This is a genomic window from Paraburkholderia lacunae (genome assembly GCF_003353175.1).
Lineage (GTDB): Bacteria > Pseudomonadota > Gammaproteobacteria > Burkholderiales > Burkholderiaceae > Paraburkholderia > Paraburkholderia lacunae.
Genome location: NZ_QHKS01000040.1, coordinates 1 through 25,995 on the forward strand (window position 1 = coordinate 1; position 25,995 = coordinate 25,995).

A 25,995-nucleotide genomic window follows, 5' to 3' on the forward strand; every position below is an offset into this window, starting at 1 on the left:
CGTTCACACGCTGTCCTTCAACGCCGTGTGAGATTCAAACCGTTAAATACAGAGTCAAAATCAACGTCAAAACCCGACATTTCTAAATAGCTGCCACTGCGACATTTCAGGATGGCTTTGACATAAGGTGTCAGAGCTTTTTAGTAATGTCTGGTTCTGGCTCATTAGAAATGTCCGGTTTTCCCGGCTCCAGGCCGGCTGCTGTGGCGCATGCTGCGGCATGAGCACAGCCCGGGAGCCGGACATGAACGGACGTGGATTCATCACGATCAGCATGCACGAGCTCGAGCGCGTGAAGATCATCGAATCGGTCGTCCAGCGGCGGCTGACGATCGTGCTGGCGGCTGAGCGGCTGCAGCTGAGTGAGCGTCAGGTCAGCCGGCTGGTGCGGCGCTACGAGGCTGCCGGACCGGCCGGACTGGTGTCGGCGCGGCGTGGGCAACCGAGTAACCGCGAGCTGCCGGTGGATCTGCGTGCACGGGCGATGGCGCTGGTGCGTGAGCGCTACGCCGATTTCGGGCCGACGCTGGCGTGCGAGAAGCTCGCTGAATGTCATGGCGTGGTGCTGGCGAAGGAAACCGTGCGGCGCTGGATGCGGGATGCCGGGCTGTGGATTCCACGCAAACAGCGGCCGCCGAAACTCCACCAGCCGAGAAACCGCCGCGCCTGTCTGGGCGAGCTGATCCGGATCGCCGGCTGGCTGATTTCCCTGATTCCGACGGGCGGGTCGACGAGTTGCGTGAACTGAACATGATCCAGTTTCGACAGGTAATCTCTGGCGCGAACAGGGTCGTCTATCAGGTCACAGACGACATGGTCTATGTCCACGTCGTCTGCGACTCCCGCATGGATCTCACGGCCCTACTCCATCGACGCCTACTTCGATCGATTTAGCTTGGTCCATGCAGAGTTGTGCCCTCTTCCTTCCGGATCAGAATTCACGACTCGAGCGCCTTCCGAAACGCAATCCAGTTGAGCACCGCCCGCGTATCGCCAGTCGATACATCGTAAGCGTGCAGAAATCGGCGTCTAGTACTCAGCGATCTGACCGTGCAGGCTATGTCCACTGATTTGAACTGCACCCAAAAAGTTGGACCTCATTTTGAGGTGCTTTTATGCGATACAGCGAGAAGAAGAAGTTGGCTGCAACGGAAGATTATTGCTCGGGCCACGACGGTCTCATACGGGTAGCCGCAAGACATGGCGTAGACGTGTCGTTACGACGCATATGGGCGGCAATCTATCGATCACATGGCGCATCGGGGCTCGTACGCGGACACGGCATCAATGCGAACCTGCCGCGCAAGTGGATCAAGCTGCACCAGCAACGGCTCTGTCAAGTTGGCGAGCGCCGGCTACCTGTGCGTCTAAAGAGTAGTGATCCTTATCAGATAACATTCCTGCGGGTCGGCTGGTGGCTGTTCTCGGCACGGTTGCTCACGCGTGCAGCCGCCTTGACGAAAACGTGCTTCACATGCGCATCCGACACAAAGATGGCAGATTAATGCGGCGTATCTCAGTACGCAATATAGGGCCCCGCTCCGCCAGGGGTCGATTGCTGCTCGACGGCGGCATAGACGTTACGCCCGTAGAAAAACGGCATGCCCCAGACAAAGATCGCCGGGGAAACGTATGCCGGACCGGCTAGCAGCGGCACTACTGAGTTGCCGCCACGGTTCTGCTTGAGTTCCGTGCCATTGCCGACGTCAAACGAGACAGCACTGTTCGTGCCGTTTGCACCTTCAATCATGGCGCTCAACTGCTGAGTCGATGCGGGGCAGTAATACAGGCTGTTTGGGCTCGCGCAGACAGGCAGCATGCTGGTTTGAAAGAACAGTCCGTTCGAACCACTGTCCACGATGCTCCTTGAGTAGCTCGTTCCATTTAGCACGGTCATGAACGTGCCGCTGGACGGACTGAGCCCGATCACCTGCGCGTTGCCCAAGCCATTATTGCTCTGCGTACCGATGCCGAACACGAGTTGGCCGGTGAGCGAAGTTTGGCCGCTCGGCGAGGCGGCTGGCAACATCAATATCGAACCATTGTTATTGATCGCGAAGTAGGGAATCGGATTGCCAACCTGCAGGTTCTCGGCGACGGCGGTCGACGTGCAACTGTTTCCGACGCAGCCATAGTAGGTCGCCGGCACGGCAGTTCGCACGCAGGCCGGACCGCAATCGTGCTTGAACACGCCAATGCCGAGCACCCCGTTGGCTGCCAGACTAGCAGGAGTGTTGCGCGACGCGCCGAGACTGCTGCAGTCCGACGGTATCGCGCCATAGTTTGGGTCAATCACCTGAATGGGTAGCGACGCCGCTTTCTCACCACCGATCAGTACATCGGCGAGCTGTACAGAACCCCATGTGTAACCGTCGAAGAACTGCATGCACTCGGCAAGCGGATTGCCCGCACCATCCTTCTGTTGCGACAGCATGAACGACGGCGGCAGTTGCGAGGCGAACACGCGCAGCCCCGACGATCCGGTGTCGACCTGCACGTGATCCACGGTTTGACACTGCGTTGTGTCCCGCATACAGAGCGTGACGCTGACGAAGGGCATATTCGGCACACCGATCACGCCGAAATCGACGGTCAGCGCCGCGGCGTTAGAGGCCAGCACTGGCGGCGCAGGGGGCGTATTCGTGACCGTCTGCGCCGGTGCCGATGCACTGGACCCGCTACTGCTCCCACCACCGCCACCCCCTCCCCCGCATCCGGCCATTAACACCGCAAGCAATGTGGTTGCGAGAAGCTTGAGAAGCGGACCTGAACCACGGGGCGAATCTGAGTCGCGCATGATCGCCCCGCTAATTAATGACGCTGGCGTCGACGCCGGGCGGGAGCGCTTGCGGCAAATAGGCGTAGCCTGCGAACGCACGTAAATGGCCGGCCGAGAATACCACCAGAGCATCGTTCGAAACGGCAAGCGGGCTTGCCCGGCGCGTCGCGATGGCCGCGACGTATTGATCGAAAGCTTTGCCCAGCGTAGCCTTGAGATTCGGCAATGTCGGTCCCTCCCAAGCGACGCCGAACACGATTCCGTTTGCCGCGACATACTCGCGCACCACAGTGCCCGAGGGCAGCGTCATCGTATGCACGGTGTAGGCGGCTTGCGATGTGACGCTATGTACCGTGGCATGCATTTGAATCTGATCGCTACCTACGTCGCTGACCCTCTCTCCAAGCGTGGCGTACGCGAGTGAAGACAAGGCGCAAGTCGCCACGGGCATTGCGCAAGCAATGCCAATCCGATATATATTCTTCACGAGTCCTCCCCCTGAAAACAGCCTGGTCGGCAGTTTTCACGGCCCCTTATTAATCTCTAATGCAAACCATTTGTCGGTCTTTCGTCGCTCGACTTTTCAATGGGCTCAGCTGATTGCATCAAAAATGCGTTGGCGTTTCCGTGTCCACGCGTGCGAGGTCTGTATCGCTTCCCTGGATTGTTCTGGGCTTCATATCGGTCGCCGCAGACTCGCTCGTGAATCTGTTACTGCAACGGCTGTGCCATGAGCGCGCAAACCCTTTCCGCGCGACAAACAGCATTGTTCCAATGTTGTCGGCGGGCGCGGCACAGGCGCCTCATGTTTCGCAGCTGTTACACACGCAAGGGCTCGACCCGGTTCAAAAATGGCCGTTTCTCAAGGGTGCGAGAGAGACCATGCCCTCCGCAAGTCCATGGTGCATAAGGCCGGCGCGGGAGGCCTGTTGAATGTTCAGGCACAGCGTGGCGGCAACGAATAGGAAGTCAAACCTGTTTCAACATTGAGACCGGATCGGGGCCATAGATGCCCGCGAAACACCTTTTCCGACCTATTTCGGGTCCAGTTCAGTCAACGGATTGACTCCATCCACCACTGGCTTCCGCCGATCGCTTCGATAGACGAAACTTCGCTTCGGTCTTCGAGGGGAGGCCCTCCACGAGGCGACCCGTCCCTCGATTTTTCGGCCTGCCCCTCCCTCGGGTGGCAGGCTTCTCTTTTTTTCGTTCGATTCATCGGGGCTTTGCCACGAGGCTCGTCAAGCAACTGTCGGGCAACTGCGGCATGAACCGGATGGGGAATGGTCGTTACAGGTCCCTGAACGGCCAATCCCAATGGCCAATCCAATGACCGTTTCAAAACAGTCATGAGACGTTCCAGGCGCTTCGCCATAACATAAGCCGCCGAGGGATAACGAGCCAAATTCAATCAACTTACGACTCGACCACTCTATTATTGGCGTCCCGATTTGAAACCTCCGGCGGACACAGCCTGGGAATGGTGTGGCTTGCATCCTGCCCCGCAATGCGTCTTGCGCATTCATGCTGCAGATATGCAGAAAGCCGGGTGCGACACGTCGCATCCGGCAAACCGGGATTCCAACAGGTATCAGGCGCCAGATGTCCTACATTTTTATAACGTCCATCACCGATTTTCTTTTGTCCTTGAACTGGTAAATCGTGATGGCGGCGTCTTTCAGATCACCGTGCGAGTCGAACGCGATCCGCCCGATCACCCCGTCGTACTGTGTCGCGGGAATCGCAGCCAGCACCGTGGCTCGTTCCGTCGAATTGGCACGCTTCATGGCGTCGTAGATTACGTAGATTGCGTCGTAGGCGAACGGTGCGTACGCGTCGACCGGCACCTTGTAGCGTGCAGTGTAGCGTCGATCGAAATCCCGCCCTTTCGGCATCTGCGACAGCGCGAGTCCAGCTTCGGAGCAGACAACATTTGATATTGCGTCGCCTGCAAGACTGACCATCTTGATAGTGCAGGCGCCGTCTCCACCAAGCACGGGAGCCGTGACCCCCAGATTCGCCGCCTGTTTTGCAAGCGGACCAGCCGTCGCGTCAGAACCGCCATACATGATGACGTCGGGCCGGAGCCCCTTTACCTTCGTCAGAATGGCACGGAAGTCAGTCGCCTTGTCGTTGGTAGCTTCGCGCGCGATGATCTTCCCCCCGTTCGCGTTCGCCGCCTTGACGAACTCGTCGGCGAGACCTTGCCCGTATGCCGTCGAATCGTCGATCACGGCGATACGTTTGGCGTGCAGCGAAGCAAGCGCATAGCGGGCGAGCGCCGGTCCCTGCAGTGCATCGGTTGCGACCATGCGAAACGTCGTCTTGTACCCTTGCTGCGTGTACGCTGGGTTCGTCGAGCCCTGCGATATCTGCACGACCTGTGCTTCGCTATAGATGCGCGATGCCGGAATCGATACACCGGAATTGATGTCGCCGACAACGGCCACAACGCCATCGTCAACCAGCTTCTGTGCGACCTGCGTGCCCGTGCGCGGATCGGCTGCGTCGTCCTGCGAATCCAGTTGGAGACGCACCGGCTTGCCGCCGATCACGGGATGCTGGCTGTTGATTTCATCGATGGCGAGGCGCGCCGCGTTCTCGCTGTCCTTGCCCATGTTCGCGAGCTGGCCGGTGAGCGGCGCGGCGTGACCGATCAGCACGACGACAGGAGAGGCGTCGGCTGCATGTGCCGATGCATGAATGGCGGCCAGCACGACCACGCCGACCACGGAACGAAAAGTAGAATTCACGGGCTGCCTCACTTCTGTAGTGGATGTGTCGAATGGCGCTCTGTCGATCCCGATGCGCCTGAAAACCAGTATTCGATCGCCGTAATTGCGCGTCCAACGACAAATTCTTTTTGCCGCCGATAAACAAACCTTATGCCGCCACGACGGGCACGCTCGCACGCAGCAATGCCTCGACGCTGCGCGCTATCGAGAGAATCGATGCATCGGCGAGCGCGGGTCCGCAGATCGAAAGGCCGACGGGCAGTTCGCCCTCGTTGTGGCAAGGCAGTGTGAGCGCGCATCCGTCCATGAAATTCACGACACTCGGGTTCCGTAGAACTTTCGCGTTCACCGCAAAAAATGCCTCATCGTCGTGCTCGACGCCGGCAATCACCGGCGGCACGATCGCGACCGTCGGCATCAGCCATGCATCGAAACTCGCAAGTCTCGTACGTGCGTCTCGCACGAAGCGCTCGCGCGCGGCAAGCAGGTCGATATAGTCGGCGGCGCCGCGCCCTTCGCCGATGCGCAGACGGGTGAGTACGCGCGGGTCGTAACCTTCAGCGTGGCTTGCGACATGCTCGCGATGCCACGCCCAAGCCTGCGCCGCCGTGATGCCCGCAAGCGGAAGGTGGCCGGCAACCTCATGCAACTCTGGAAACGCAAAGCGCTCGACCGACGCGCCCGCGCGCCTCAGCATGCTGATCGCGCGGTTGAACGCCGTACTCACGGTCTCGTCCAGATCGTCTGAGACATAGTCCGACGTGACCCCGAAGCGAAGCCCCGTAAGCGGGCGCGGCGTGGTATCGAGCGCTTGCCCCGACACGACACGATCGATGAGCGTGCAACAGTCGACGCTTCGCGCGATCGGGCCGATCGAGTCGAAGGATGTGGACAGCGGCACCGCGCCGTCGAGCGGCACGCGGCGTGCGGTCGGCTTGAAACTGACGAGACCGCAAAATGCAGCGGGAATGCGGACCGAGCCCCCCGTGTCGGTGCCTAGTGCGGCTGCGACATGTCCGAGTGCGACGGATGTCGCCGCCCCGGAACTGGAACCGCCCGCCAGACGGCTCGGATCGAACGGATTCAGCGGCGTGCCATAGTGAGGATTGAGTCCGAGGCCGGAGAACGCGAACTCGCTCATATTCGTGCGGCCGACGAACACCGCGCCTGCCTCGCGCAATCGTGCGACGGCGGCTGCGTCGCGGACGGCGGGCGCCGCTCCGCGCAAGATTCGCGAGCCTGCCGTCGTCACCTGGCCTTTGACGTCGAACAGGTCTTTCACGGACACAGGCACGCCTGCCAGCGCCGAAGGCACATAACCCCGATCGCGGAATGCGTCGCTGCTGGAGGCGGCTTCGCGCGCCGCCGAACGGTCAATATGCGTGTAGGTTGATCCACCGCGCACCACGTCGGCATCGATGGCGGCGAGGCTCGCGTCGAGCAACTGGCCCGCCGATACGGTCTTTGTCGCAAGCGCTTTGCCTGTTTGACGGATGGTGCGCATCGCGGTCACTCCGTGTGCGCAAGCGCATCGACCGAATAACGGTGCCAGAGGCTGCGTCCGAGGATGGGGTCGTGCAGTTCCAGCACGTAAGCGACGGCCGGCGTCAATGGACCGAGCACCGGCTGCGTGCCGCAAAACAGCACAGTCTCCGGAATCATCGACATCGCACCGAACGCACGCCAAATCAACGGCTCGGGATGCATCAGCCGCGCAAGCGTGCCTTCCTGATAGCGGATGCGCTCACCAGTTGAGTCGATGCGCCAGCTGCGCGCGATCAGCGCATCCCAATGCGCAGCCACTTCCGAATAACGCCAGAGCGCCCGGCCGAGCGGCTTCGCGCACATCTGTTTCGACACGGCAACGTCATAGCCCTCGACCTTGCGGTCCGTGTGATCCGAGCCGAGGCCTACCAGCAGGCCATCCGCCTCCGTCTGGATCAGCACGACTTCGACCTCACCCGACGAATGCGCGCCGATCACTTCGATGCTCTCCGCCGTCGTCAGCAGCTCGGGCGTGACTTCGTAGAAGCATGGCACGGTCGATGGCCTGCGCACGCCGATCGCTTCCAGTTCGCGGATATGATGCTCGACCTCGACGCTGTCCCTACCGGCCCAGCCCGCGATCACGAGCCGGCTCGCAGTCACTTCAATCGGCGTTCCGCCTTCGATTTCACATGCCACTTTTTTCATCGCAACGTCCTTTCGTTTGACAGCCCCCTCGCCGACGGCGGTTGTGCGCCTGCATCGGCATTCGTTGCGAAGTTTTGGCGCTCGGCGCGCCCGTGTCCAACAAATTAAAGTTGTCGCGCCGGAGAAAAATTTCTTGTCGCATGGCGCGAAGGACAGCACTACACTGAACCATTCTCGCTTGGCTCGTCAGGGTTGCAAATGAATCTGCGATTTCTGGAAACGTTTGTCTGGCTCGCGCGACTGCGCAGCTTTCGTCTGACGGCTGAGCGGCTGCACGCAACCCAGGCAGCGATTTCCAGCCGCATTTCGGCGTTGGAACAGGAACTTGGCGTGCGGCTCTTCGAACGCGGCCCCAAAGAAGCAACGCTCACGCAGGACGGCACGAAGGCGTTGCCGTTCGCAGAACAGATGCTGAAGCTGAATGAGGCGATGATCTCGAGCGTCGGCGATCGCTCGAAGGTTTCGGGGTTGCTGCGGGTAGGCGCGATCGAATCGATCGTTCACACGTGGTTGCCGGATCTCCTCAAGCACATCCGGGAGGAATATCCGAATCTCGTGATCGAACTGACCAGCGACACGTCAAGCAATCTGTCGACACAACTGCTCAATGGCCATGTCGACGTCTCGTTTCAGACGACGAGCGTCACGGGCTCTGACATGACGAATGTCCCACTAGGCAGCCTTCCGATGCGCTGGATGGCGAGCCCGGCGCTCAACCTGTCAGCGCAGGCGTTAACGGCGGCTGAACTCGCTGCCTACCCGGTGATCAGTTTCGCGCGTCATTCGCCGCCGCACGAATTTCTCACTGGCTTGTTCGCCGCAAGCGGCGACGTACAGGTGCAGATCAACTGCCTGTCGTCGGTGGCCGCCATCATCCGGCTCGTTGTCGATGGATTCGGCATTGCCGTGCTGCCTCCCGCGTTCGTCATGCGCGAGCTCGAAGCCGGTCAACTGCATCTGCTGCAAGTGACGCATCGGGTGCCCGCGTTACCGCTAGTCGCCGTGTTTCGGCGCACACCCGACAGCCTGCTTCCCGAGTCCATCACGCGGCTTGCGCTCAACGTGGTGCTCGACTTCAGCCTGAAGCATGGGTCTGAATTCGCGCTGTTCCCACCGACGGACGAAACGATTTCGCGCATCTGAACGATCCAATCATCAACACGAGTACTCCGACATGCCGACCGCCCTTTTCATTCCGATCGGACCGCTCGATGCGACCCTTTGCGAGCCTTATGGCTGGATGCTCGGCAAGCCCGTCCGTGCCGACAGCGACGCGCCGTCGTACATCAGTCCCGCATCCGATTTCTGGCGTGAACATCTGTTTGACACCGGCTCGCAGGGAGAAACGGAAATCCTGTGGGTGACCTACCGGAACCGCGACAAAAAGGTAACGTCTCTCGAGCTGCATCGTCTGACTCAGCAGGCCATCGTGCCACTGACGGCGCCAGTCATCCAGATCGTCGCGACCTCATCGGACGACGGTACCCCGAACTTGAATTCCTTGCGTGCGTTCGACATTCCGGTCGGTAAGGGCCTGTGCATGCGGCCCAATATATGGCACGCGACCCGGGTTCACGAACGCGAAGCGACGTGCCTCATGCTCACCCGCCCATCGACGACCTACGACCTCGTGGTTCATCTCAAAACACACGCGCCAGCATGCGAAAGTGTCATGCGAAGTATCGAGATGCACCGGCTCGAAAGATAGCAGCCGTCGCGACCACCAAGCGCAGCTTTAGCCAACAGGAGCAGGGTCGAGTTCGAGTTGCGGGAGTGCCGCACTTGTCTTCCGGCGCGAGGTGGAAACATCGTGCCCCTATGTTGCTATCAACGTGGTGGGTAGTCGCAATTCTATGCATATAGAGCTCCAATCAAGCGCGGGCCCCTCCGCGATGCGCCTGTTTCGCGCTGCGCTGCCGTTCACCTTACGATGCTCACCCCACCAGCGCGCACCCGCTGTTCCCTGTACATGCGTCACCTTGATTCCAGATTGGGAATCGCCGCGCCCTCCTCCTGCCCTCCGGTTTATGAGGCTGGCATTTCGACTCGAATGATCTGGGCTGCACGATTGATCGGACGAACGCGGTTGCGGACCCCCTGAAATCCAGTATGCTCACGATGTGCCTAAATCCCCGGTTGTTCGCCATGAAGCTATCTTTTGACGTGCTGCAAGTCCTCGACGCAATCGATCGCACCGGCACCTTTGCGAGTGCGGCGGAAACGCTTCACAAGGTTCCGTCGTCGTTGACCTATCTCGTCCAGAAACTGGAGCTCGACCTTGGCGTGAAACTGTTCGACCGCAGCGGTCGCCGCGCGACGCTCACGCACGCGGGGCGCGTGGTCGTGGAGGAGGGACGTCGCCTGCTGGAGGCTGCGGACGATCTGGAGCGCAAAGCGAAAAGAATCCAGCACGGCTGGGAAGCCGACCTTCATATCGCCGTCGACGAGATCATCCCATTCCAGCTGCTATGGGATCACGTCAGCGCCTTTTACAAGCTGAATCTGGACACGCGGCTGCATCTTTCGAAAGAGGTGCTCGGGGGATCGTGGGACGCCTTGCTGACTCGGCGCGCCGATCTGATCGTCGGTGCGGCCGGCGAGCCGCCGCCCATCCCGCATCTGGTTGCGAAACCGATCGGTTCGCTACGCCACGTGTTCGTGGTCGCGCCGGATCACCCTCTGGCTTCGATACCGGGGCCGCTCACACTGGATATCGTTGCGCGGTATCGCGCGGTCGCGATCGGCGATACGTCCCGCAAGCTTGCGCCGCGCAGCATCGCGCTTGCTGCCAATCAGGAAGTGCTGATCGTGCCCACGCTCGAAGCCAAGCTCGACGCGCAGATCAAAGGCTTGGCGGCGGGCACCATACCGGAATGTCTTGCGGCCGGGCCGTTGAGCCAGGGCGAACTCGTGAAAAAGGAAGTGCGCGGCATGCGCGATGTCACGCACTGCTATCTGGCCTGGCGTGACGACGAGACGGGCAAGGCCCTGCGCTGGTGGGCCGACCAACTGGACCGGCCGGACCTGATCGACGAGGCCGCGCAGCAGCGGATGATGTACGGATGACCCTTGTCCAGCCGCGTGCCATGAATTTGCCGGGCGGCGTTTCATCAGGACGAGCCAGCCGCCACATGAGCGTCGGCTTGCTCGCTTGCTCTTGTGGCGATTTGCAGCAGGTGGTTGGCGGCCTTGAAGTCGTCCCAATCAAGGCCTTGCGTCACCTTTGCGCAGGCGGATTCCACCAGTTGTGCCGCCTCCGCGTTTCGGCCCTGCGCGTGCCACAGCCGGCCGAGGCTCGTCGCCGCACGCAATTGCAACGAGCGGCAGCCCTGCTCCAACGATTCGTCTAGCGCCGCGATCAGGCTCGCCTCCGCATCCCTGGCGACGTCGACGGATGGCGAGTCGCCTGCAGCGCTCATCAAAAGTAGATCGCCATGAATGCGCCGAAGTTCGGCGGCATACCAGCGGTCGCCGGTTTCATCACATTGCGCGAGTGCGCGCTCGACCGCAGCGATGCCTTCTTCCCGCCGTCCCGCGCGGCCGAGCGCGAGACTGTACTGGCCGGCAAACATGGCGCGCGGCGCCCCAAACGCAAGCGATTCGAGATCATCCAGTGCCGCCCGGAAAGCATGCAAACGGTCCGGCACGGCTTCATCCAGCGAGCGCAAGTATTCATTGAAACAGCGGCAACACGCTTGCGACACACTCAGCCCGGCGCGCGCCGACACCTCATGCAGCACGGCGATAGCCTGGGCCGCCCGATCCCGCTTGCCTGACAGCAGTGCCAACGGAACCATTGCTTCGCCCAGAACGTAGCACGTGACGCACACCTGTTCCTGATTGCAGGCATCGACCACGCACTCCTCGGCAACCCTGAGCGCCTGGTCGCGGTAGCCCTGTAGCCACAACACACGCGCAAGCGTGGCGCGGCCAACTAAACGCTGATCGACGGACTGCCCAAGCGGCAGGCGATGCTGCAGGCCGTCACTGTGCTGCAGCAGTTGTTCGAGCGACAAACGCGCCTGCTTTTGATCGCCCGCGTAGTGCGAAGCGATGCCGAGCAAACGGTATCCGAGGACTATGCTGCCGGCATCGCCCGTCTCCGCTGCAAGCGATGCGAAGCGCTTGGCGAATGCCAATGCGTTGCGCACCGCGCCGGACGACTGACTTGCATTCCACAGGCCCCACAGCGCGCGCGCCTCGAACGCGTGATCGCCAAGCGCGATCGCCGACGCGAGTGTCTCGGCCCAGATGCCGCGCGTTTCCGTGTTCGGCCCCTTGACATAGACCTTCGCCGCGCCGAGCGCTGCAAGAAGCTGCATGCGCACGCGCAAATGCCTGGTCGAGAGCGAATCTTCATGTGCCGCGGCCACGGTGTCGAGCGCTCGACGTGCCCAGCAACAGCATTCGTCGACCAGCGACAATTCATAAAGTAGGAACACGACCTTCACGGCGAGCGTCTCGCCCAATGTCTCGTCGCCCTTCGTCGACAAGGCCCAGGCCAGCGCCGCGCGCAGGTCATCGAGCAGGTCCCGCATCCGGTGGTGCCATTGATCGCGGAACGCTCCCGTAGCATACCCGCCGCCCGACGCATCGCGGTCGAGCAGGCCGGCGAAATAGCGCGCGTGATTGAGCGCGACGAGACGCCGTTCACCATTGTCGTCCAGCTTCTGCATCGCGTAAGCGTGGGTGGTCTCCAGCAGTCGATAGCTCGCTTTGCCGCGCTCCACATGCGCCACCACCAGCGACTTTTCGACCAGCCCCGATATCGCCGAGATCACATCGAGCTCGTGCAGCTCGCCGTCGCCTGCAACGGCGATAGCCGCTTCCATCGTAAAGCTGTTCACGAAGATGCCGAGCCTACGCAGCGTCGCGCGCTCAGCGTCATCGAGCAGCGCATGGCTCCAGTCGAGCGTCGCTTTCAGCGTTTGATGTCGCGGCAACGCCGTGCAATTGCCGCCATTCAGCATATTGAAGCGATCGTCGAGATGCTCTGCAAGCGTCTCGATGCCGAGTATCGCCGCACGCGCCGCCGCCAGTTCGATGGCCAATGGGATGCCGTCGAGCCGGCGGCAGACCGTGCCCGTCAGATGGATGCTTCGTGTATCGAACGAAAAGCGCGCGTCGATCGCACGTGCCCGTGACAGGAACAGCTTCACGGCACTGGATTGCAGGACGGCTTGACTCTGATCATCCGGCGCGGGCACGTCCAGCGAGGCGACCCAGTACAGCCGCTCGTTCGCTACCCTCAACGGCTCTCGGCTCGTCGCGAGCAAGCGAATCGACGCACTTACGTTCAACAGCATCTCGGCAAGCTCAGCGGCAGGACCAAGAACGTGCTCGCAGTTGTCGAGCACGAACAGCACGCGCCGTTCACCGAGCTCCTTGCAGACGCGCGCGAGCGAGAGCGGGCCGGTTGCCGGATTCACACCCATGCTGGTCGCGAACATTGCAAGGACACTACGCGGGTCGGACGCGGACGCGAGCGGCACCAGACAGACGCCGTCGGGAAAGTACCCCAGCAGGCTGCGCGCGACCTCGATCGCCAGACGCGTCTTGCCGATGCCACCAGCACCGACAAGCGTCACATGGCGGGCGGACTCCAGCGCAAGGGCGACATCCTTGATTGCCTTGTCGCGTCCGATCAACGCGGACGAACTGGAAGGCAGGTTGTTTGGAACGATCGGCTCGCGAACCACGTCATCGACATCATCGATGTCGTGGGCACCGGCGCCTCGATCGGCCCCGGCGCCATGAACCGTCGTTGGCTCTGGCACCATGAGCCGATAGCCTCGCCCCGACACCGTCTGGATCAGTCCGCGACTCTCGCCGAGCACCTTGCGCAGAGCGGACATATGAACCTGAAGATTGTTCTCTTCGACGATCGTATCCGGCCAGACCCGCCTGAGTATCTCGCTCTTCGATACCAATGCGCCGTTTGCGGCGATCAGAACTGCGAGCATGTCGAACGCACGGCTACCCAGCCGCACAGGTTGTCCGTCGACAAACATTTCTCTGCGAGGGAGGTCCACCTGAAGTGGGCCAATGTGAATCATTGCTTGTGTATCCAGGACGCGGCGGGTAGAAGGGAACTGAGGACTGACCGCTCAGCGTTGCGTTCCGAAGTCTAGAACAGCCGCCGATTTGCATGCGCGGAAAATATCGAACATATGATTCGAAAATTTTGTAGTAAGCACCCGGCTCTCATGACCCGGTTTTGTCGCGATAATGGCGGCAGGGCGAAGGAATCCCGACAATATGATGGCGATTGCCTATGCTGCCGGCGAGTAGAACCGCTCAGATGCGGTCAGTCCGATGTCGCCGTCATTCATCGGCCCCCTGGCGATCATGTGCATGACCTCGATGCCGCCAAGCAGCCGAACTCATGGCGTAGAGTGACGCTCAATAAACGTTGATCGCCGAAGGCTCGGCCTCAATGGTCAGAAGTTATGGATCAGGCCGATGCCCGCCCCGAACTGGCTACGCGATGACGACGGCGAGTTGTTGAAACCGTTGCCGATCGACGCCGTTGCGTCGATGATCTCCCCGCCATTGAGCGTCATGCCGTTTGCGTGCTGGTAAGCCTCGACTGCGTAGAGACCCGTGCGCTTCGACAGGTTGTAGAACTGTGACAGCGTGAACTGGTGGTACTGCGCTGCGCTCGAGATGCCGTTTGACCGGGTTGCGCGTGTGTAGCTGTAGCCACCCGCGAGCGCCCACGGGGCTGTAGGCTTCCATCGAAGCACGGCGCCTGCCGTGTTGAATGTCGCCTGGTTGCGGAATGTCGAGCCGACACCCGGGATGTACTGCACGTTCGAGTACGATGCTGTTATGTCCCACTCCGACGTGAGGTAGCCCGCCGTCACAGCCACGCGCTGCTGCGCTTGCGCCGTCTTATACCCATTGTTGATTGCCGACACGGCCGTCTGAGCGCCACCGTTCGACAGCGTGGATTCCGCACCCCAGGCACCGCCGCCCGGCGTCGAGTTATTCACACGCTGAAAGCCGGCGGCGATGCCATAGGGACCGTGGACATACCGGACGCCCCCGCTCCAAGTCGAGCCGGCGTTCAGGCTGCCCGGCACGCCACCAAACGCGTACGAGCCTCCAACCGTGAAGCCGTAAAACTCCGGCGACATGTAGACGAGCGAATTGTTAGCGCGATAATCGACGTCGAGCGCGTCGATGTCGCCAGGGTGTGCGCCGAAGTAGCCGGTCAGCCAGTTGTTCGGAGTGTACGGCGACAGCAGCGTGTAGTACGCCGTATACTGGCGGCCTGCCGTCAGCACGCCGTAGTGCGGGTCGGACAGTCCCACCCACGATTGACGCGTGAACATGCCACCGCTGAATTGCGAAGTACCGTTATTGGTGTTCACGCCCGCTTCGAGTTGAAAGACGGCCTTCAAGCCACCGCCCAGGTCCTCAGCACCCTTCAAACCGAACCGGCTTCCTAGCCAGACGCCCGTCGACATCTTCACCGCCGAGTGACCGCCGGTCGTCGAGCCGAGCGACGTGCTGCTGCTTTGATAGGTGATGCCGTTATCGACGAGCCCGTAGAGGATCACGCTGCTTTGAGCGCAAACAGTGCCGGACGCAAGACCTGCGGCCGTCATGGCGATCGCGACGCATTTCTTCATCGATTTTCTCCGTCTTCAAATTCTTTCTTGACGCGGCCGCACACCCAGGACGTGAGACCAAAGTCCTCATCGTGGTACCGCTTGCACACTAGGCTTGCTCGTTTCCGGCAAGGAAGAGCCCGACGGCGATGAGCACCGGTGGCACGGCAAAACTCCAGTTGCCAGCAAGGTAGTACATGCCCGCCGCTGCACCGCATCCCACCGCGAAGCTCGCGACACTCGCTGCCATCCGCGCCAGCGGTGACGGTCCGCCGGCCGCCGCAGGCTGAACCCTCCGGAAGCGGTCGGCCAGCTGCAGCATGATCTGGGTGACAGTACCCGTCATGAGCGTCGACGGCGGCGCATCTGGGAGATGGAGCCGGTGCAGCGCGTTCTGGATCGACATTGCAGCGACGAGCGTAAGGCCAGTTACGACTGCCGTCCAGTCGTCTCCGTCGGCGAGCGGGTCAAGACGGACTGCAAGCGCCGCGCCGAGAACGAGCAACAGAACCTGAACGCCGAGCATTACGCGCAGCACCGGCGCGCCGACCTGCTGCAGCCGATAGCTCATGGCGCCCGCCAGCATTACCATCAAGCAAAACACCGGCAACGCGAGCAGTTTCGCAACAGCGCCCGTTGTGCCGAAAACGAACGTCGCCCCCAACGTGACGAAGTTTCCGGTGACGTGCGCCGTAAACAAGCCATGCAGCGCGAGAAAGCCTGCCGTATCGACATAGCCTCCGTTGAAGCTCAGCAACGCCGGTAAATTCCGCCTCATCAAGCGATCCTTCGTAGTATGCGTTCGTTTTGAATTCGCCGGGTGCCAGGCGACCCGCACGAATCCGCCGACGAGCCCGAGATGTTCGAAGAACGCATTGGCAACCGGCACACGGTTAGGCGGCGCCATTTCCCAGAACCGATTGACGAGGAACGTCGCCTCAACGTGAACGCGACCAGCGCCAGCGCACCGAGCCAGCGAAAACGGCCCGTGAGGATCGCGAGCGGCGCAACCAGCTCCAGCACGATCGTTGCGACGGCCAGCGGTGCGGCAGGCGTGAGTCCTGCATGAGCCATCTCCGCCACCGCACCGCTGAAATCCATGGCCTTCGTAAGACCGCCCTGCAGATATGCCGAGCAAAGCCCGAGCAATCCGATCCATCTCAACGCGGGCACGCTCATCACCGAGCGCACCCATTCGATTACCGCCGGGCCCGACCGCCGCATGAACGAAAGTTAGTTCATTTGGAACGGTCCTGCCAGTAATTTGGATTGTCCAAAAACGCGATTTTTGCCTGCAGGATGCGATACGAATTCACGCGGCAGCTTGATGCCGGCATGCGTCGACAGCAGAACGGCCGATCAGTCTGGCCTGCTCGCGACGCGCGCGGTGGGCACCCGCCAACTGTGTGCAGAAAGTCGATTGACTATCGAATTCAACTGCGTCGTGAGTCGGGGAGCTGCACTTTGCTTGCGACGGAACCACACGACCCGCTGTCGCGATTGATCTTTGTTGCTGCAATGCGTCAGATCAAGTACTGGTATGAGGATAGTCAGCCACCGCACCCGCTGCAACGGCAGGATGCCTGAAGATCTAGCGCGAGTCGCCCTTCAGGGCACTGGAGGGCGGCCCTTTGATCACGGAAGCCAGAATCATCGCGTCGGCGTTGGCCGGGGTCGTACCGCGTCCCCTCGGTTTGTAGATGAGATCATTACGGCGGATCATCGCGCCGCTCAATGCGCAGCGCCCCGTCACCCGGGCGCGGCAACTGATCCACACCTGGTCCGCGTAACGGCCGCGTGTGGCGTCCTGCCAATGCACCGCGACCGCCGTGTCTGACAGTCGCTCGATGACTTCAACCTGCACGCGCGGTGACGTCGCATACGCATCGATGCCATTCGATGGCCGGGCGAGCTGCGGTCCGCGTCTATCTTCATCGCAATGGCCGGCCAGCAGCGCTCTGATCACATGATCCCACACAGGCATGCGGCCGCCGTCGATCCTCGAATCGGCCCGGTCGCAAGGCGCGCAAAGTGCGCCTTGCCGGACTTGCCCCTCGCCCCGAACCATTTCGGTGCATTGATTCGTGTGGATGTCGACATGCATAGTGCTTCTCCCGATCAATCGGCTTTGTACGTGCGGCGCCATCTGACGAATGCCCGTTCAGCCTCAGAAAATCCATCAGCATTTCGTTGACGCTTTCGGGTTGTTCCTCTTCCTGCAAAATAGGATACCGACGACACGCTCAGCGTCGTTGCTAATTTTTCTTAATCGTGCTGAGCAGACGTCGTTCTCAGATGGCTCAGATAGGCATGGATCTGACTGACGACCGCCGCGCCGTCGCCAACCGCCGACGCCACCCGCTTCGCGGACTCCGAACGCGCGTCGCCGACGGCGAACATGCCAGGCACGCTGGTTTCGAGCGGATACACGACGCCTGCTCCTGGCGACCCATGCTCGTGACGCGCGAACCCCGTCACGACAAACCCCCGGTTGTCGAGCTCCACGCCGCTCGAGCGGAGCCAGTCTGTCTTCGGGGCCGCGCCGATGAAAAGGAACAGGTGACGCGACGCCACCACCTCGTCCCCGTCGTCGCCTTCACGTCTGACATGAATGTGCGTCAACCCGGCCTCGTCGCCATCGAGCGAACGCAGCGTGCAGCCCGTGCAGAGCGTCACATTCGGTAGCGAACCGATCCGGTCGATCAGATACTTTGACATGCTCGCGCTGAGATCCTTGCCGCGAATCAGCACGCGAATGCTGCGCGCGGAATTGGCGAGAAAGACGATCGCCTGCCCGGCGGAGTTGCCGCCGCCGATCAACACGATGTCCTGCCCTTTCACCAGTTTCGCTTCGATCGTCGATGCCCAGTAGTACGTGCCCCGTCCTTCAAAGCGATCGAAGCCGGGCACCCTCGGCTTCCGATAAGCAGCCCCGCTGGCCACCACCACCGCAAGAGCGCTGATGTGTTGCCCGTCGAGCAAGGTCAGACGGAACACGCCATCTTGCCGGCTCACGTCGATGACCTTGCCGGGAATGGCCAGATGCGCGCCGAACTTCAACGCCTGCTGGAAAGCTCGTGCAGCCAGCGCCTGACCCGAGATGCCGGTCGGAAAGCCGAGATAGTTCTCAATGCGCGAGCTTGCACCCGCCTGCCCGCCCGGCGCGCGCTGGTCGAACACGGCAACCGACAGCCCTTCCGTCGCCGCGTAGACGGACGCGGCGAGCCCCGCTGGACCGGCACCGACGATCGCCACGTCATAGACATGCGATGGCTCGAACGTCGGCAAGAGCCCGAGGCATGATGCGAGTTGTGCCTCGTCGGGCGCGCGCAGAACATAACCATTCGGGCAGAACACGAGCGGGAAGTCGTCGGGTCCTGTCGTCATGCCGCCGAGCAGTGTGACCGCTTCCGGGTCGCTACGCGCGTCCACTACCGTTGCCGGGTAGGCGTTCCGGCGCAGGAACCCCTGGAGCGAGACCAGTCGTGCGTCGTCGCTATTGCCCACAATGATCGGGCCGAGCCCCTGCTCGATCAGCCCAAGCCGCCGCAAGATCAGCGCGCGCATGATGTGCTCGCCTAGCTGGGCATCGGCGACGATCAGCGCCCGCAATCGTTCCGGATCGGTGACGAGCGTGTCAACATCCGTCAGCGCGACGCCATCGATCAGCGCGGGCTTGCCCGATAACTGCGCCATCTCCGCCATGAAGTGACCGTCGTCATGCTCGGTGACGAGCGTCGAACGGCCAAAGCTGTCGCGCGAATAGATGCGCACCCGTCCCTTCAGAAGAACGAACAGGCCCAGCGCAACCTGTCCGGTTTCGAAGATCAGTTCGCCCGCCTTGAATGACATTGGCGTCGCAAAGCGCCGCAGGCTCTGAATCTCCGCAGCCGACAGGCGCGGGAACATCTGGTGCTGACGATATTCCAGCGACGAGTACGGAATCTCGAGCTCGGACGGCATCGCGGCGTCGGCAGGTAAATCTGGGGTGCTCATAAAATCGACCTCATCCAACATGTCAGCGTTGTCACGTTTCCAGAAACTGCGTCTACCAACCGAACTTCAGCTCGGCGCCTACGTAGTCGGCATTGCGCGGCTGCATCCGGCCGCCTCTTTGCTTCCAGGCGAGGAACAGCAGGACAGCCACAGGGACGGCATTCGCGCTATCCACATCCGATCCGCACACGACTCGTCGCATGGCGGTCGTGCTTACGTCACTCGCAACGTCAGTTCGGCCAGTCCGATCCCAGCACCGTCCCACAGAAATTCAATCGCCGATAGTTCGGGTCCCACCGGTCGAGAACGTCGGCATTCACAGTGCCGAAAGTCGTCTCCGGGCGATGCTCCATGCCACGCGCGTACGCCTCGATGACCCTCTTCTTGAACCCGGCTTCGCGCGGATACGCCTGAACGATTTCGTCACGCTGCTGTACCGTGAATTCCCCATAGCGGGCGCCCCGTATGTCCATCTGCACTCCGGCGCTGACCAGCGCGATGAGCGGAGACATATGCTGCGGAATGCCTGGCGTCGTATGCAACGCGATCGCCGCCCACACTTCCTGCACCGCGGATTCCGCGGCTCCGTGCTGGCGCATGAATTCACGCGCGGCGTTCGCGCCGTCCACTTCGAATCGGTGCGGGGAACGCTGATGCTTCACGTTCAGACCGACGTTATGAAACATTGCGCCGACATAGAGCAGCTCCGCATCGAAAGTCAGTTTCTCGCGATAGCCGATCAGCGCACCGAACAGAAAAGCTCTGAGTGCATGGTGGAACATCAGCTCAGACTCCGTGCTCCGGATCTGGTCGGTTGCCGCTCTTGCCATCGCGCCATCGGGAATGTCGACTCCCGCTATGGTTTCCTTCATGTCCCCTCCTCTGTGCCGAACATCTCCTCCCGGCAGAGCCGGCGCACGCGCCGGCCTCGCTGCCAGCGGCCTCTATGACCGTGCGAAGTCAAGCAGATCCCGATTGAGCCGTTCCTTATGCGTGAAATAAAGCGCATGCGGTGCGCCCTCGTAGACCAGCAGCTTCGCGCCCTTGATCAGTGCGGCCGCCGCCCTCCCCGTGACGTCGAATCTCACGACTGCATCCGCATCACCGTGCAAGTCTGGACAGACATGCCGTGCTCGCTTGATCGCCGAGAAGAACTGGAGCCCATTCTATCGACAGCTTTTCGTAGAGTCCTTGGCTAAAGGCCTTAATAATTCTTAAAAAGTATTCAAGCAGCGACGCACTCGATCGATAGCGGAAAGTCGGCGACGATCGCGTACTCAGAGCATTTCACATCTTCTGTAGAACTTTATCTGCGGTGCATTCCTACGCTTGGGCTCGCGGGATCCGCGACCCACTTTGTACCAGGAAACGGACCTTATTTGCACGCAGCGACCCGAAGTGCCCTTTCGCTACGCGCTTGCTGCGTCAGCGGGCTTTCATCGACGTTGCTGCTGTCGCAAGGTGAGCGAGCTGTCAATTGCCGAGCAGCAGCTCGTCGAAATTGCGCGGGCCGTCCACGCCCGCGCAACGAGCCGACCACGCCGCTGTCGTCGCGCGAAACGGACCGCCTGTTCCAGCTGATTCGCCAGTTGCATACCGAAGGGCTCGTGGGTCGCGAGATGGTCGTGCTCCGACGCAAACCGTCGCGGTCTGCGGCGGGTGAGCAGGTGCCACGATAGTCGTGCGCCGCGGAAGAGTCTTGAAGTGTGTTTTATTTTTTCGCATCGTGGCAATCCGAACCGGTAACCCAGCGGCACTCAAGAAAATTAAGCCAGATTTCAGTACAGCGTGCACCGCGTCGGGATAGGCTCCTGTCAGCCTTCGTTCGCCAGCATTGCGCGCCGGCCGGTGCGCGACGGCGCAGGCGGGCCGGCCGCCGCCGAGATGACGCGGCCGGTCCCCCCATCAACCATCTTGCGCGGCGTCCTTGCGCCGCATACCCAAGGAGCCCCGATGCATTCCGTACAACCCGATGCCGTTCCGTTGACCCGCCGCCGCGACATGCTCATCGCCGGCGCGACCGCCGTCGCGGCAGCGGCGCTGCCCGCCATGGCGGCCGCGGCCGGCACACCCGCCCGCACCGCATCTTCCGCCCACACAGGAGCTCGCGCCATGAACACGATCACCACAAACGACGGTACGCAGATTTACTTCAAGGACTGGGGAAGCGGCCGTCCGGTTGTCTTCTCGCACGGCTGGCCGCTGTGCGCCGACGCGTGGGATCCGCAGATGCTGTTCCTCCTGCAGCACGGCTATCGCGTGATCGCGCACGACCGCCGCGGCCACGGCCGCTCGAGTCAGCCGTCCCACGGCAACGACATGGACACGTACGCGGACGATCTCGCAGCGCTGCTGGACGCACTCGACGTACGCGAAGCGACGCTCGTCGGCCACTCCACCGGCGGCGGCGAAGTCGCGCACTACATCGGGCGCCACGGCACGAAGCGCGTGTCGAAGGCCGTGCTGATCGGCGCAGTGCCGCCGCAGATGGTGAAGTCGGCCACGAACCCCGGCGGCCTGCCGATGGAAGTGTTCGACGGCATCCGCAAGAACGTGGCGGAGAACCGTTCGCAGTTTTACAGGGATCTCGCCGTGCCGTTCTTCGGCTTCAATCGCTCGAACGCCAAGGCGTCGCAGGGCACGATCGACGCGTTCTGGGCGCAGGGGATGATGGGCGGCGTCTACGGCCAGTATCTGTGCGTAAAGGAATTTTCCGAGGTCGACTACACGGAGGACCTGAAGAAGATCGACGTGCCGACGCTGATCCTGCATGGCGACGACGACCAGATCGTGCCGATCGACGATTCGGCCCGCCTGTCCGCGAAGATCGTAAAGCACGCGCAACTGAAGGTGATCGAGGGCGGTTCGCACGGCATGTGCGTCGTCAACGCGGATCGCATCAACGCGGAACTGCTCGCGTTCCTGCAGGCATAAGCATCTTCCCCTTCGATCCTGCCCGACCGGACCGCACCTGCGCGAAATGTCGTTTGCCGTCGATCCGCTCCGACGCATAGCGGTTCGATCGACATGGCAGCGCCGGCACGAGCCGGCGCTGCAAACCAACAGGCTGGAGAGCTCCCGACGATGGATACCCTGCTTTCGATGCGTGTCTTTACGCGCATTGTCGAAACTGGCAGCTTCACGCGCGCGTCTGACACGATCGGACTCACGACGCCACGCGTGTCGGCGCTGCTGAGCGCGCTCGAGCAGCATCTCGGCTTCCGGCTGCTGAATCGCACCACCCGTCGGATCTCGCTGACCGAGGACGGGCAGGCGTACTACGAGCGCTCCGTCGCAGTGCTCCGCGAGATCGACGATATGGAGGCGTCGGTATCGCATGCACGTAACGTGCCGCACGGCCGCCTGAAGGTGAACCTACCGCCAGCGATGGCGAAACAAGTCATGGTTCCAGCGCTGCCGGCGTTTCTCGCGTACCTGGTCGAACCGTACCTGAAGTCGGGCCGCTTGCGTGAGGTCCTGACTGATTTCAACACCCCCGCGCGCCCGATCTCGGTGCTGTATCCGCCCAGGGCAACCGATGCGTGGATCTCGGACCCACGCATCGGTTACCACCCGTACTTCAGCTCGACGCCGACGTAGTCCGCGTTGTGCCCGCCCGCCTTCCGGATCGCGTCGCCGACCTGGAAATGCACGGCCTCGATCGCGCCGACCAGGTTCGCGGCAATCGTCCAGTCCGCACGCAACTGCACATACATCCCCGTCCACAACCCGCCCTTGCCGGCCGTACCCGGCACCACGGCGTTGCCCTGCTGGTAGACGGCGTCGCCGGTCGTCTCGCGCCACTGAAAACCGAGCGCGCCGAGCAGCGACAGGTTCGACGACGGCTTCAGCGTAACCGACGGCTTCACGTGAATCAGGTTCGAATAGCCGGTATAGCCGGCAAGCGTGAAGTAGTAGCCGTTGGGAAACAGCGGATTGAAGGTCTCGACGCGACCATCTCTGGGATGCCGGTCGCCCGAAGCCGCGTCGAACTGCAGCCCGATGCGCGGCGACCAGGGCAGGTCGAGCTTGTAGCCCGCGATCGAACCGAGCGCCCACGCGCCGATCGTGCTGTTGCCGACCGTGCCCGTCTGCAGCATGCCTTCGACATCCCAGTCGAAGCGGCCCTGCGTGCCCGTGTAGCGCAAGTCCCACACGTCGCGGCGCTCGGCGCCGCTCGCGTCGAGAAATCGCGCATTGCTGCGGTTATAGCGCGACCAGTAACCGGACAGATCGCCCGGCCCCACCGACTGGCGCTCGAAGCGCACGCCGCTGAAGGTGAGATCGCGGTTCGACACGTCGTCGAACACGGTCGCGTCGCGGTACTGCACAGGCTGCGTCGCGTACGCGATGAAGCGCCACTTCTGGTATTCGTAGTCGGCCCAGATGGCGTCGAATGCCTGGCGCACGTTCGGACCGTCTCGCACGGCAATGAAGCGCTGCAAGTCGAAGGCCATTTCCTGGCGGCCGATGCGAAACTTGACCGTGCCCCCGCCGAGCGCCCCGGTATAGGTCACGAATGCCTGCTCGATATCGAGCGGGTTCTTGTCCACGGACGTCACCGTGTTCTTGCCGAACGGGCGGGCGTCTTCGAGCTGCACGAAGAACTGCCAGTGCTGTCCGAGATGCGCATCGGCATGAACCTCGACGCGCTGGATCAGGTACGTGTCCGACTGCGCGGAGCCGATCCCGAACAGCGGCGCGTCGTTGGTCTCCAAACGCTCGCGCAGGTTCACGCCGAGCGACAGATAGGATGCCGGATCGTTGCCGAGCGGGATGTACTTCAACCCGTCGAGCGGCGCGTGCGGCACGCAAGGATTCGCGAGCACCGACCAGTCTTCCTGCCAGCGGTTGAACAGCACGGTTGGCCGCTTGGCCGTGCACGTCGACGCGGTGCTGTCCACGGCTGGCGCTGGCACCGAGGTCGGTGCCGGCGCCGCTTCCGCGAACGCCGCGTCGGCCCCGGCGAACAACAACCCCGCGACGACCGACACGCGGGCCGCACGATCAAAACGGCGGCCGTGATGCTTCCGTTCCCGCCGCCCGTTCATGTGCCCTCCTGCGTGACGATGCCGGCGGGTTGCGCCGCGCACAGCGCCAGCGCCGCAAGCGCACCGACGGGCACGAGCAGCGCCCAGAATCCGGCATGGCGGAACCCGAGCGCACCGGCCGTCGCGCCTAGCGCGAACGCCACGATCGCCGGCAGCATCTTTGCGAAACGCGCGCGTGCCGTCGCGCGCACGCTGTCGGCCATGCCGGCGGACAGCATGTCGACGACGTCGAGGATCGCCTGTGTAACGTTGCCGGTCATCACCGTGTTCGGCACGCCGGCGCGCGCGATCACGCGCGGATGCGCGTTCTGCACGCCCATCGCGAACGTGCCGACGATGCCGGCCACCAGCACCGGCAGGCTGTCGGATTGAGTCACGGGCGTCGCCCACACGCCGGCCGCGCAGAAGCCGAGCAGCAGCACGGCCTGCACCGCATGCAGCGCGCGCGCACCTTGCCACGCGGGCCGCCTCGAAAGCGCGCGCGCAATCAGGCTGCTCGCGACGACGCCGCACACGAACGCAGGAAACACGCTGAGCTTCAGCAGGATGCCCTGCCCGAATCCCGCGACGCCCGCGCCGATCAGCACGAAATTGCCCGTCACGTGCGCGGTGAACAGCCCGAACAGCGCGACGAAGCTCAGCGTATCGACGAAGCCGGCCACCGCGGCAAGGATCGTGTCTTCGTGCTTCATCGTGCCGCGCCCGCGTGGATCTCGGCGACGTAGCCGCCCAGGAACTGCACGAGCGCCGCATCGCGCCCGTCCGACGTGAACGTCGGTACCAGCACGGTCACGCCCGCGGCCTGTGCTTTCTTCAGCGTCGCGGCCAGGTCGGACACTTCGTAGCCGGTCATCTCGCGGCCGAACGGGTAAGGCAGATGGCCGTCCGTCGCGAGCACGGTCATCTTGCCGAACCCCGATTCGATACGGACGCGGCGGTACGTGTCGTTCGGCCGGCCGATCTCGATGCCCGGCGCATTGCGCACGTCGGACACGACCTTGCCGTGCGAGAACGCGACGAAGTCGCGCACCAGCTTGTCGGCACTTTCCGGCGACACGTATACGCGATTCTCGGGCACCGTCTCGAGCGCGTCGTAGTGCGGCACTTCGGTATGCCAGTAGAGTTGCATGTTCACGCCGCCCGGCCAGCGGACGATCGCGTCGCGGCCGATCGGGTCGGGAAACGTGTCGACGATCACGTCCGCGCCGTGCGCGCGCGCCGACTTCACCGCTACGCCCATGTCGGTGACGAAATAGCCGGTGCGCTCCGCGCAGAACGGATACGGAATCGGCGTTTTGAAGCCGAACACCGAGATCGTGCCGACCGGCGTGAGCACGACTTGCGACATCGTCTGGCTCGGCGTCGGCGTGACCTGGAACACGCCCTGCTTCGACTTCTTGCCGCCGAAGGTCGCGACGAAGCTGTCGGTGAAGCGGTCGAAATCGTCGGGCGACACGCACACGTGCGTCGTGTCGTACTGCGGGCCGACCGCAACGGCCGGTGTCGCAATGGTCTTCGCGACCGGCGTCTTCGCGAACGCGATGGGCGCGACGGCGAGACCGCCCGCGATCATCGCGGCGAGCAGCACGGAACGAATGGTTTTCATCACAGGGTTTCCTTGTTGT

22 protein-coding genes and 3 pseudogenes are annotated in these 25,995 nt (G+C 62.3%); 6 read left to right on the forward strand and 19 right to left on the reverse strand.

Features of this window, described 5'->3' with window-relative positions; translation table 11 throughout:
• Nucleotides 1-66: 66 nt before the first annotated feature.
• Nucleotides 67-276 (reverse strand): hypothetical protein, encoded by a 210-nt coding sequence (locus tag DLM46_RS39740; protein ID WP_165848133.1) that lies wholly within the window; start codon nucleotides 274-276, stop codon nucleotides 67-69.
• On the opposite strand from DLM46_RS39740, the pseudogene DLM46_RS34935 reads away from it, so the two are divergent.
• A pseudogene (locus tag DLM46_RS34935) lies at nucleotides 245-697 on the forward strand (helix-turn-helix domain-containing protein); the annotation flags it as partial. The gene DLM46_RS39740 and the pseudogene DLM46_RS34935 sit on opposite strands and share 32 nt — an antisense overlap.
• A 705-nt stretch (nucleotides 698-1,402) precedes the next feature.
• Here DLM46_RS34935 and DLM46_RS34940 read toward each other — a convergent pair.
• The 6 genes and pseudogenes from DLM46_RS34940 to DLM46_RS34965 form a co-directional block, all read right to left on the reverse strand.
• Nucleotides 1,403-1,480 (reverse strand): annotated as a pseudogene (locus DLM46_RS34940) (IS6 family transposase); the annotation flags it as partial.
• A 36-nt stretch (nucleotides 1,481-1,516) separates the two neighbouring features.
• Nucleotides 1,517-2,797 carry a DUF3443 domain-containing protein gene (locus DLM46_RS34945; RefSeq protein ID WP_115108775.1) on the reverse strand — a complete coding sequence of 427 codons (1,281 nt, stop codon included), beginning with the start codon at nucleotides 2,795-2,797 and terminating at the stop codon, nucleotides 1,517-1,519.
• A gap of 10 nt (nucleotides 2,798-2,807) precedes the next feature.
• Nucleotides 2,808-3,230: a DUF2844 domain-containing protein gene (locus DLM46_RS34950; RefSeq protein WP_115108777.1), complete on the reverse strand. Its 423-nt coding sequence runs from the start codon at nucleotides 3,228-3,230 to the stop codon at nucleotides 2,808-2,810.
• Between the two features lie 1,156 nt (nucleotides 3,231-4,386).
• On the reverse strand, nucleotides 4,387-5,532 hold the full coding sequence (locus DLM46_RS34955; RefSeq protein WP_425274045.1) for a branched-chain amino acid ABC transporter substrate-binding protein: 1,146 nt from the start codon (nucleotides 5,530-5,532) through the stop codon (nucleotides 4,387-4,389).
• Nucleotides 5,533-5,662: 130 nt separating this feature from the next.
• The gene (locus DLM46_RS34960; protein ID WP_115108855.1) at nucleotides 5,663-7,018 is read right to left on the reverse strand and encodes an amidase; all 1,356 of its coding nucleotides are present in this window, start codon (nucleotides 7,016-7,018) and stop codon (nucleotides 5,663-5,665) included.
• A 5-nt stretch (nucleotides 7,019-7,023) separates the two neighbouring features.
• The gene (locus DLM46_RS34965) at nucleotides 7,024-7,707 is read right to left on the reverse strand and encodes a DUF2848 domain-containing protein (protein WP_115108779.1); all 684 of its coding nucleotides are present in this window, start codon (nucleotides 7,705-7,707) and stop codon (nucleotides 7,024-7,026) included.
• 198 nt (nucleotides 7,708-7,905) lie between these two features.
• Between DLM46_RS34965 and DLM46_RS34970 the strand changes: the two genes are divergently transcribed.
• The 3 genes from DLM46_RS34970 (at nucleotide 7,906) to DLM46_RS34980 (ending at nucleotide 10,773) form a co-directional block, all read left to right on the forward strand.
• The gene (locus tag DLM46_RS34970) at nucleotides 7,906-8,850 is read left to right on the forward strand and encodes a LysR family transcriptional regulator (RefSeq protein ID WP_115108782.1); all 945 of its coding nucleotides are present in this window, start codon (nucleotides 7,906-7,908) and stop codon (nucleotides 8,848-8,850) included.
• Between the two features lie 31 nt (nucleotides 8,851-8,881).
• Nucleotides 8,882-9,415, forward strand: coding sequence for an ureidoglycolate lyase (locus DLM46_RS34975; protein WP_115108784.1), 534 nt, complete (start codon nucleotides 8,882-8,884; stop codon nucleotides 9,413-9,415).
• Between the two features lie 437 nt (nucleotides 9,416-9,852).
• Entirely contained in the window at nucleotides 9,853-10,773 is a 921-nt protein-coding gene (locus tag DLM46_RS34980) for a LysR substrate-binding domain-containing protein (protein ID WP_115108786.1), read from the forward strand.
• Nucleotides 10,774-10,817: 44 nt separating this feature from the next.
• Here the strand turns inward: DLM46_RS34980 and DLM46_RS34985 are convergent, their stop codons facing one another.
• From DLM46_RS34985 to DLM46_RS35025, 9 genes and pseudogenes are all read right to left on the reverse strand, one after another.
• Entirely contained in the window at nucleotides 10,818-13,763 is a 2,946-nt protein-coding gene (locus DLM46_RS34985; protein ID WP_115108788.1) for an ATP-binding protein, read from the reverse strand.
• Nucleotides 13,764-14,147: 384 nt separating this feature from the next.
• Nucleotides 14,148-15,344: a porin gene (locus tag DLM46_RS34990; protein WP_115108791.1), complete on the reverse strand. Its 1,197-nt coding sequence runs from the start codon at nucleotides 15,342-15,344 to the stop codon at nucleotides 14,148-14,150.
• An 88-nt stretch (nucleotides 15,345-15,432) separates the two neighbouring features.
• A complete protein-coding gene (locus DLM46_RS34995) occupies nucleotides 15,433-16,101 on the reverse strand; it encodes a YoaK family protein (RefSeq protein WP_115108857.1) in 669 nt (222 codons plus the stop codon).
• 42 nt (nucleotides 16,102-16,143) lie between these two features.
• Nucleotides 16,144-16,547 (reverse strand): annotated as a pseudogene (locus DLM46_RS35000) (DoxX family protein); the annotation flags it as partial.
• Nucleotides 16,548-16,914: 367 nt separating this feature from the next.
• On the reverse strand, nucleotides 16,915-17,427 hold the full coding sequence (locus DLM46_RS35005) for a DUF3331 domain-containing protein (RefSeq protein WP_115108794.1): 513 nt from the start codon (nucleotides 17,425-17,427) through the stop codon (nucleotides 16,915-16,917).
• Between the two features lie 161 nt (nucleotides 17,428-17,588).
• A complete protein-coding gene (locus tag DLM46_RS35010) occupies nucleotides 17,589-19,319 on the reverse strand; it encodes an FAD-dependent oxidoreductase (protein WP_115108859.1) in 1,731 nt (576 codons plus the stop codon).
• A gap of 230 nt (nucleotides 19,320-19,549) precedes the next feature.
• Nucleotides 19,550-20,191 carry an HD domain-containing protein gene (locus DLM46_RS35015; protein WP_115108796.1) on the reverse strand — a complete coding sequence of 214 codons (642 nt, stop codon included), beginning with the start codon at nucleotides 20,189-20,191 and terminating at the stop codon, nucleotides 19,550-19,552.
• A 72-nt stretch (nucleotides 20,192-20,263) separates the two neighbouring features.
• Complete coding sequence (locus tag DLM46_RS35020; protein WP_341868622.1) at nucleotides 20,264-20,407, reverse strand: alpha/beta fold hydrolase; 144 nt, start codon at nucleotides 20,405-20,407, stop codon at nucleotides 20,264-20,266.
• Nucleotides 20,408-21,133: 726 nt separating this feature from the next.
• Entirely contained in the window at nucleotides 21,134-21,433 is a 300-nt protein-coding gene (locus DLM46_RS35025) for a hypothetical protein (protein ID WP_115108798.1), read from the reverse strand.
• On the opposite strand from DLM46_RS35025, the gene DLM46_RS35030 reads away from it, so the two are divergent.
• Nucleotides 21,432-22,253, forward strand: a complete 822-nt coding sequence (locus DLM46_RS35030; protein ID WP_115108801.1) for an alpha/beta fold hydrolase — start codon at nucleotides 21,432-21,434, stop codon at nucleotides 22,251-22,253. The two genes, DLM46_RS35025 and DLM46_RS35030, sit on opposite strands and share 2 nt — an antisense overlap.
• A gap of 150 nt (nucleotides 22,254-22,403) precedes the next feature.
• Nucleotides 22,404-22,919, forward strand: coding sequence for a LysR family transcriptional regulator (locus tag DLM46_RS35035; protein WP_244306491.1), 516 nt, complete (start codon nucleotides 22,404-22,406; stop codon nucleotides 22,917-22,919).
• On the opposite strand, the gene DLM46_RS35040 is transcribed toward DLM46_RS35035, so the two are convergent.
• From DLM46_RS35040 to DLM46_RS35050, 3 genes are read right to left on the reverse strand one after another with little or no spacing between them, the layout of a single operon-like run.
• Complete coding sequence (locus tag DLM46_RS35040; protein ID WP_115108803.1) at nucleotides 22,886-24,370, reverse strand: alginate export family protein; 1,485 nt, start codon at nucleotides 24,368-24,370, stop codon at nucleotides 22,886-22,888. The two genes, DLM46_RS35035 and DLM46_RS35040, sit on opposite strands and share 34 nt — an antisense overlap.
• Nucleotides 24,367-25,062, reverse strand: coding sequence for a YoaK family protein (locus tag DLM46_RS35045; protein WP_115108806.1), 696 nt, complete (start codon nucleotides 25,060-25,062; stop codon nucleotides 24,367-24,369). The genes DLM46_RS35040 and DLM46_RS35045 overlap by 4 nt, the downstream gene beginning before the upstream one ends.
• The gene (locus DLM46_RS35050) at nucleotides 25,059-25,976 is read right to left on the reverse strand and encodes a glyoxalase (protein ID WP_115108861.1); all 918 of its coding nucleotides are present in this window, start codon (nucleotides 25,974-25,976) and stop codon (nucleotides 25,059-25,061) included. Before DLM46_RS35050 ends, DLM46_RS35045 begins: the two co-directional genes overlap by 4 nt.
• Nucleotides 25,977-25,995 lie beyond the last annotated feature (19 nt).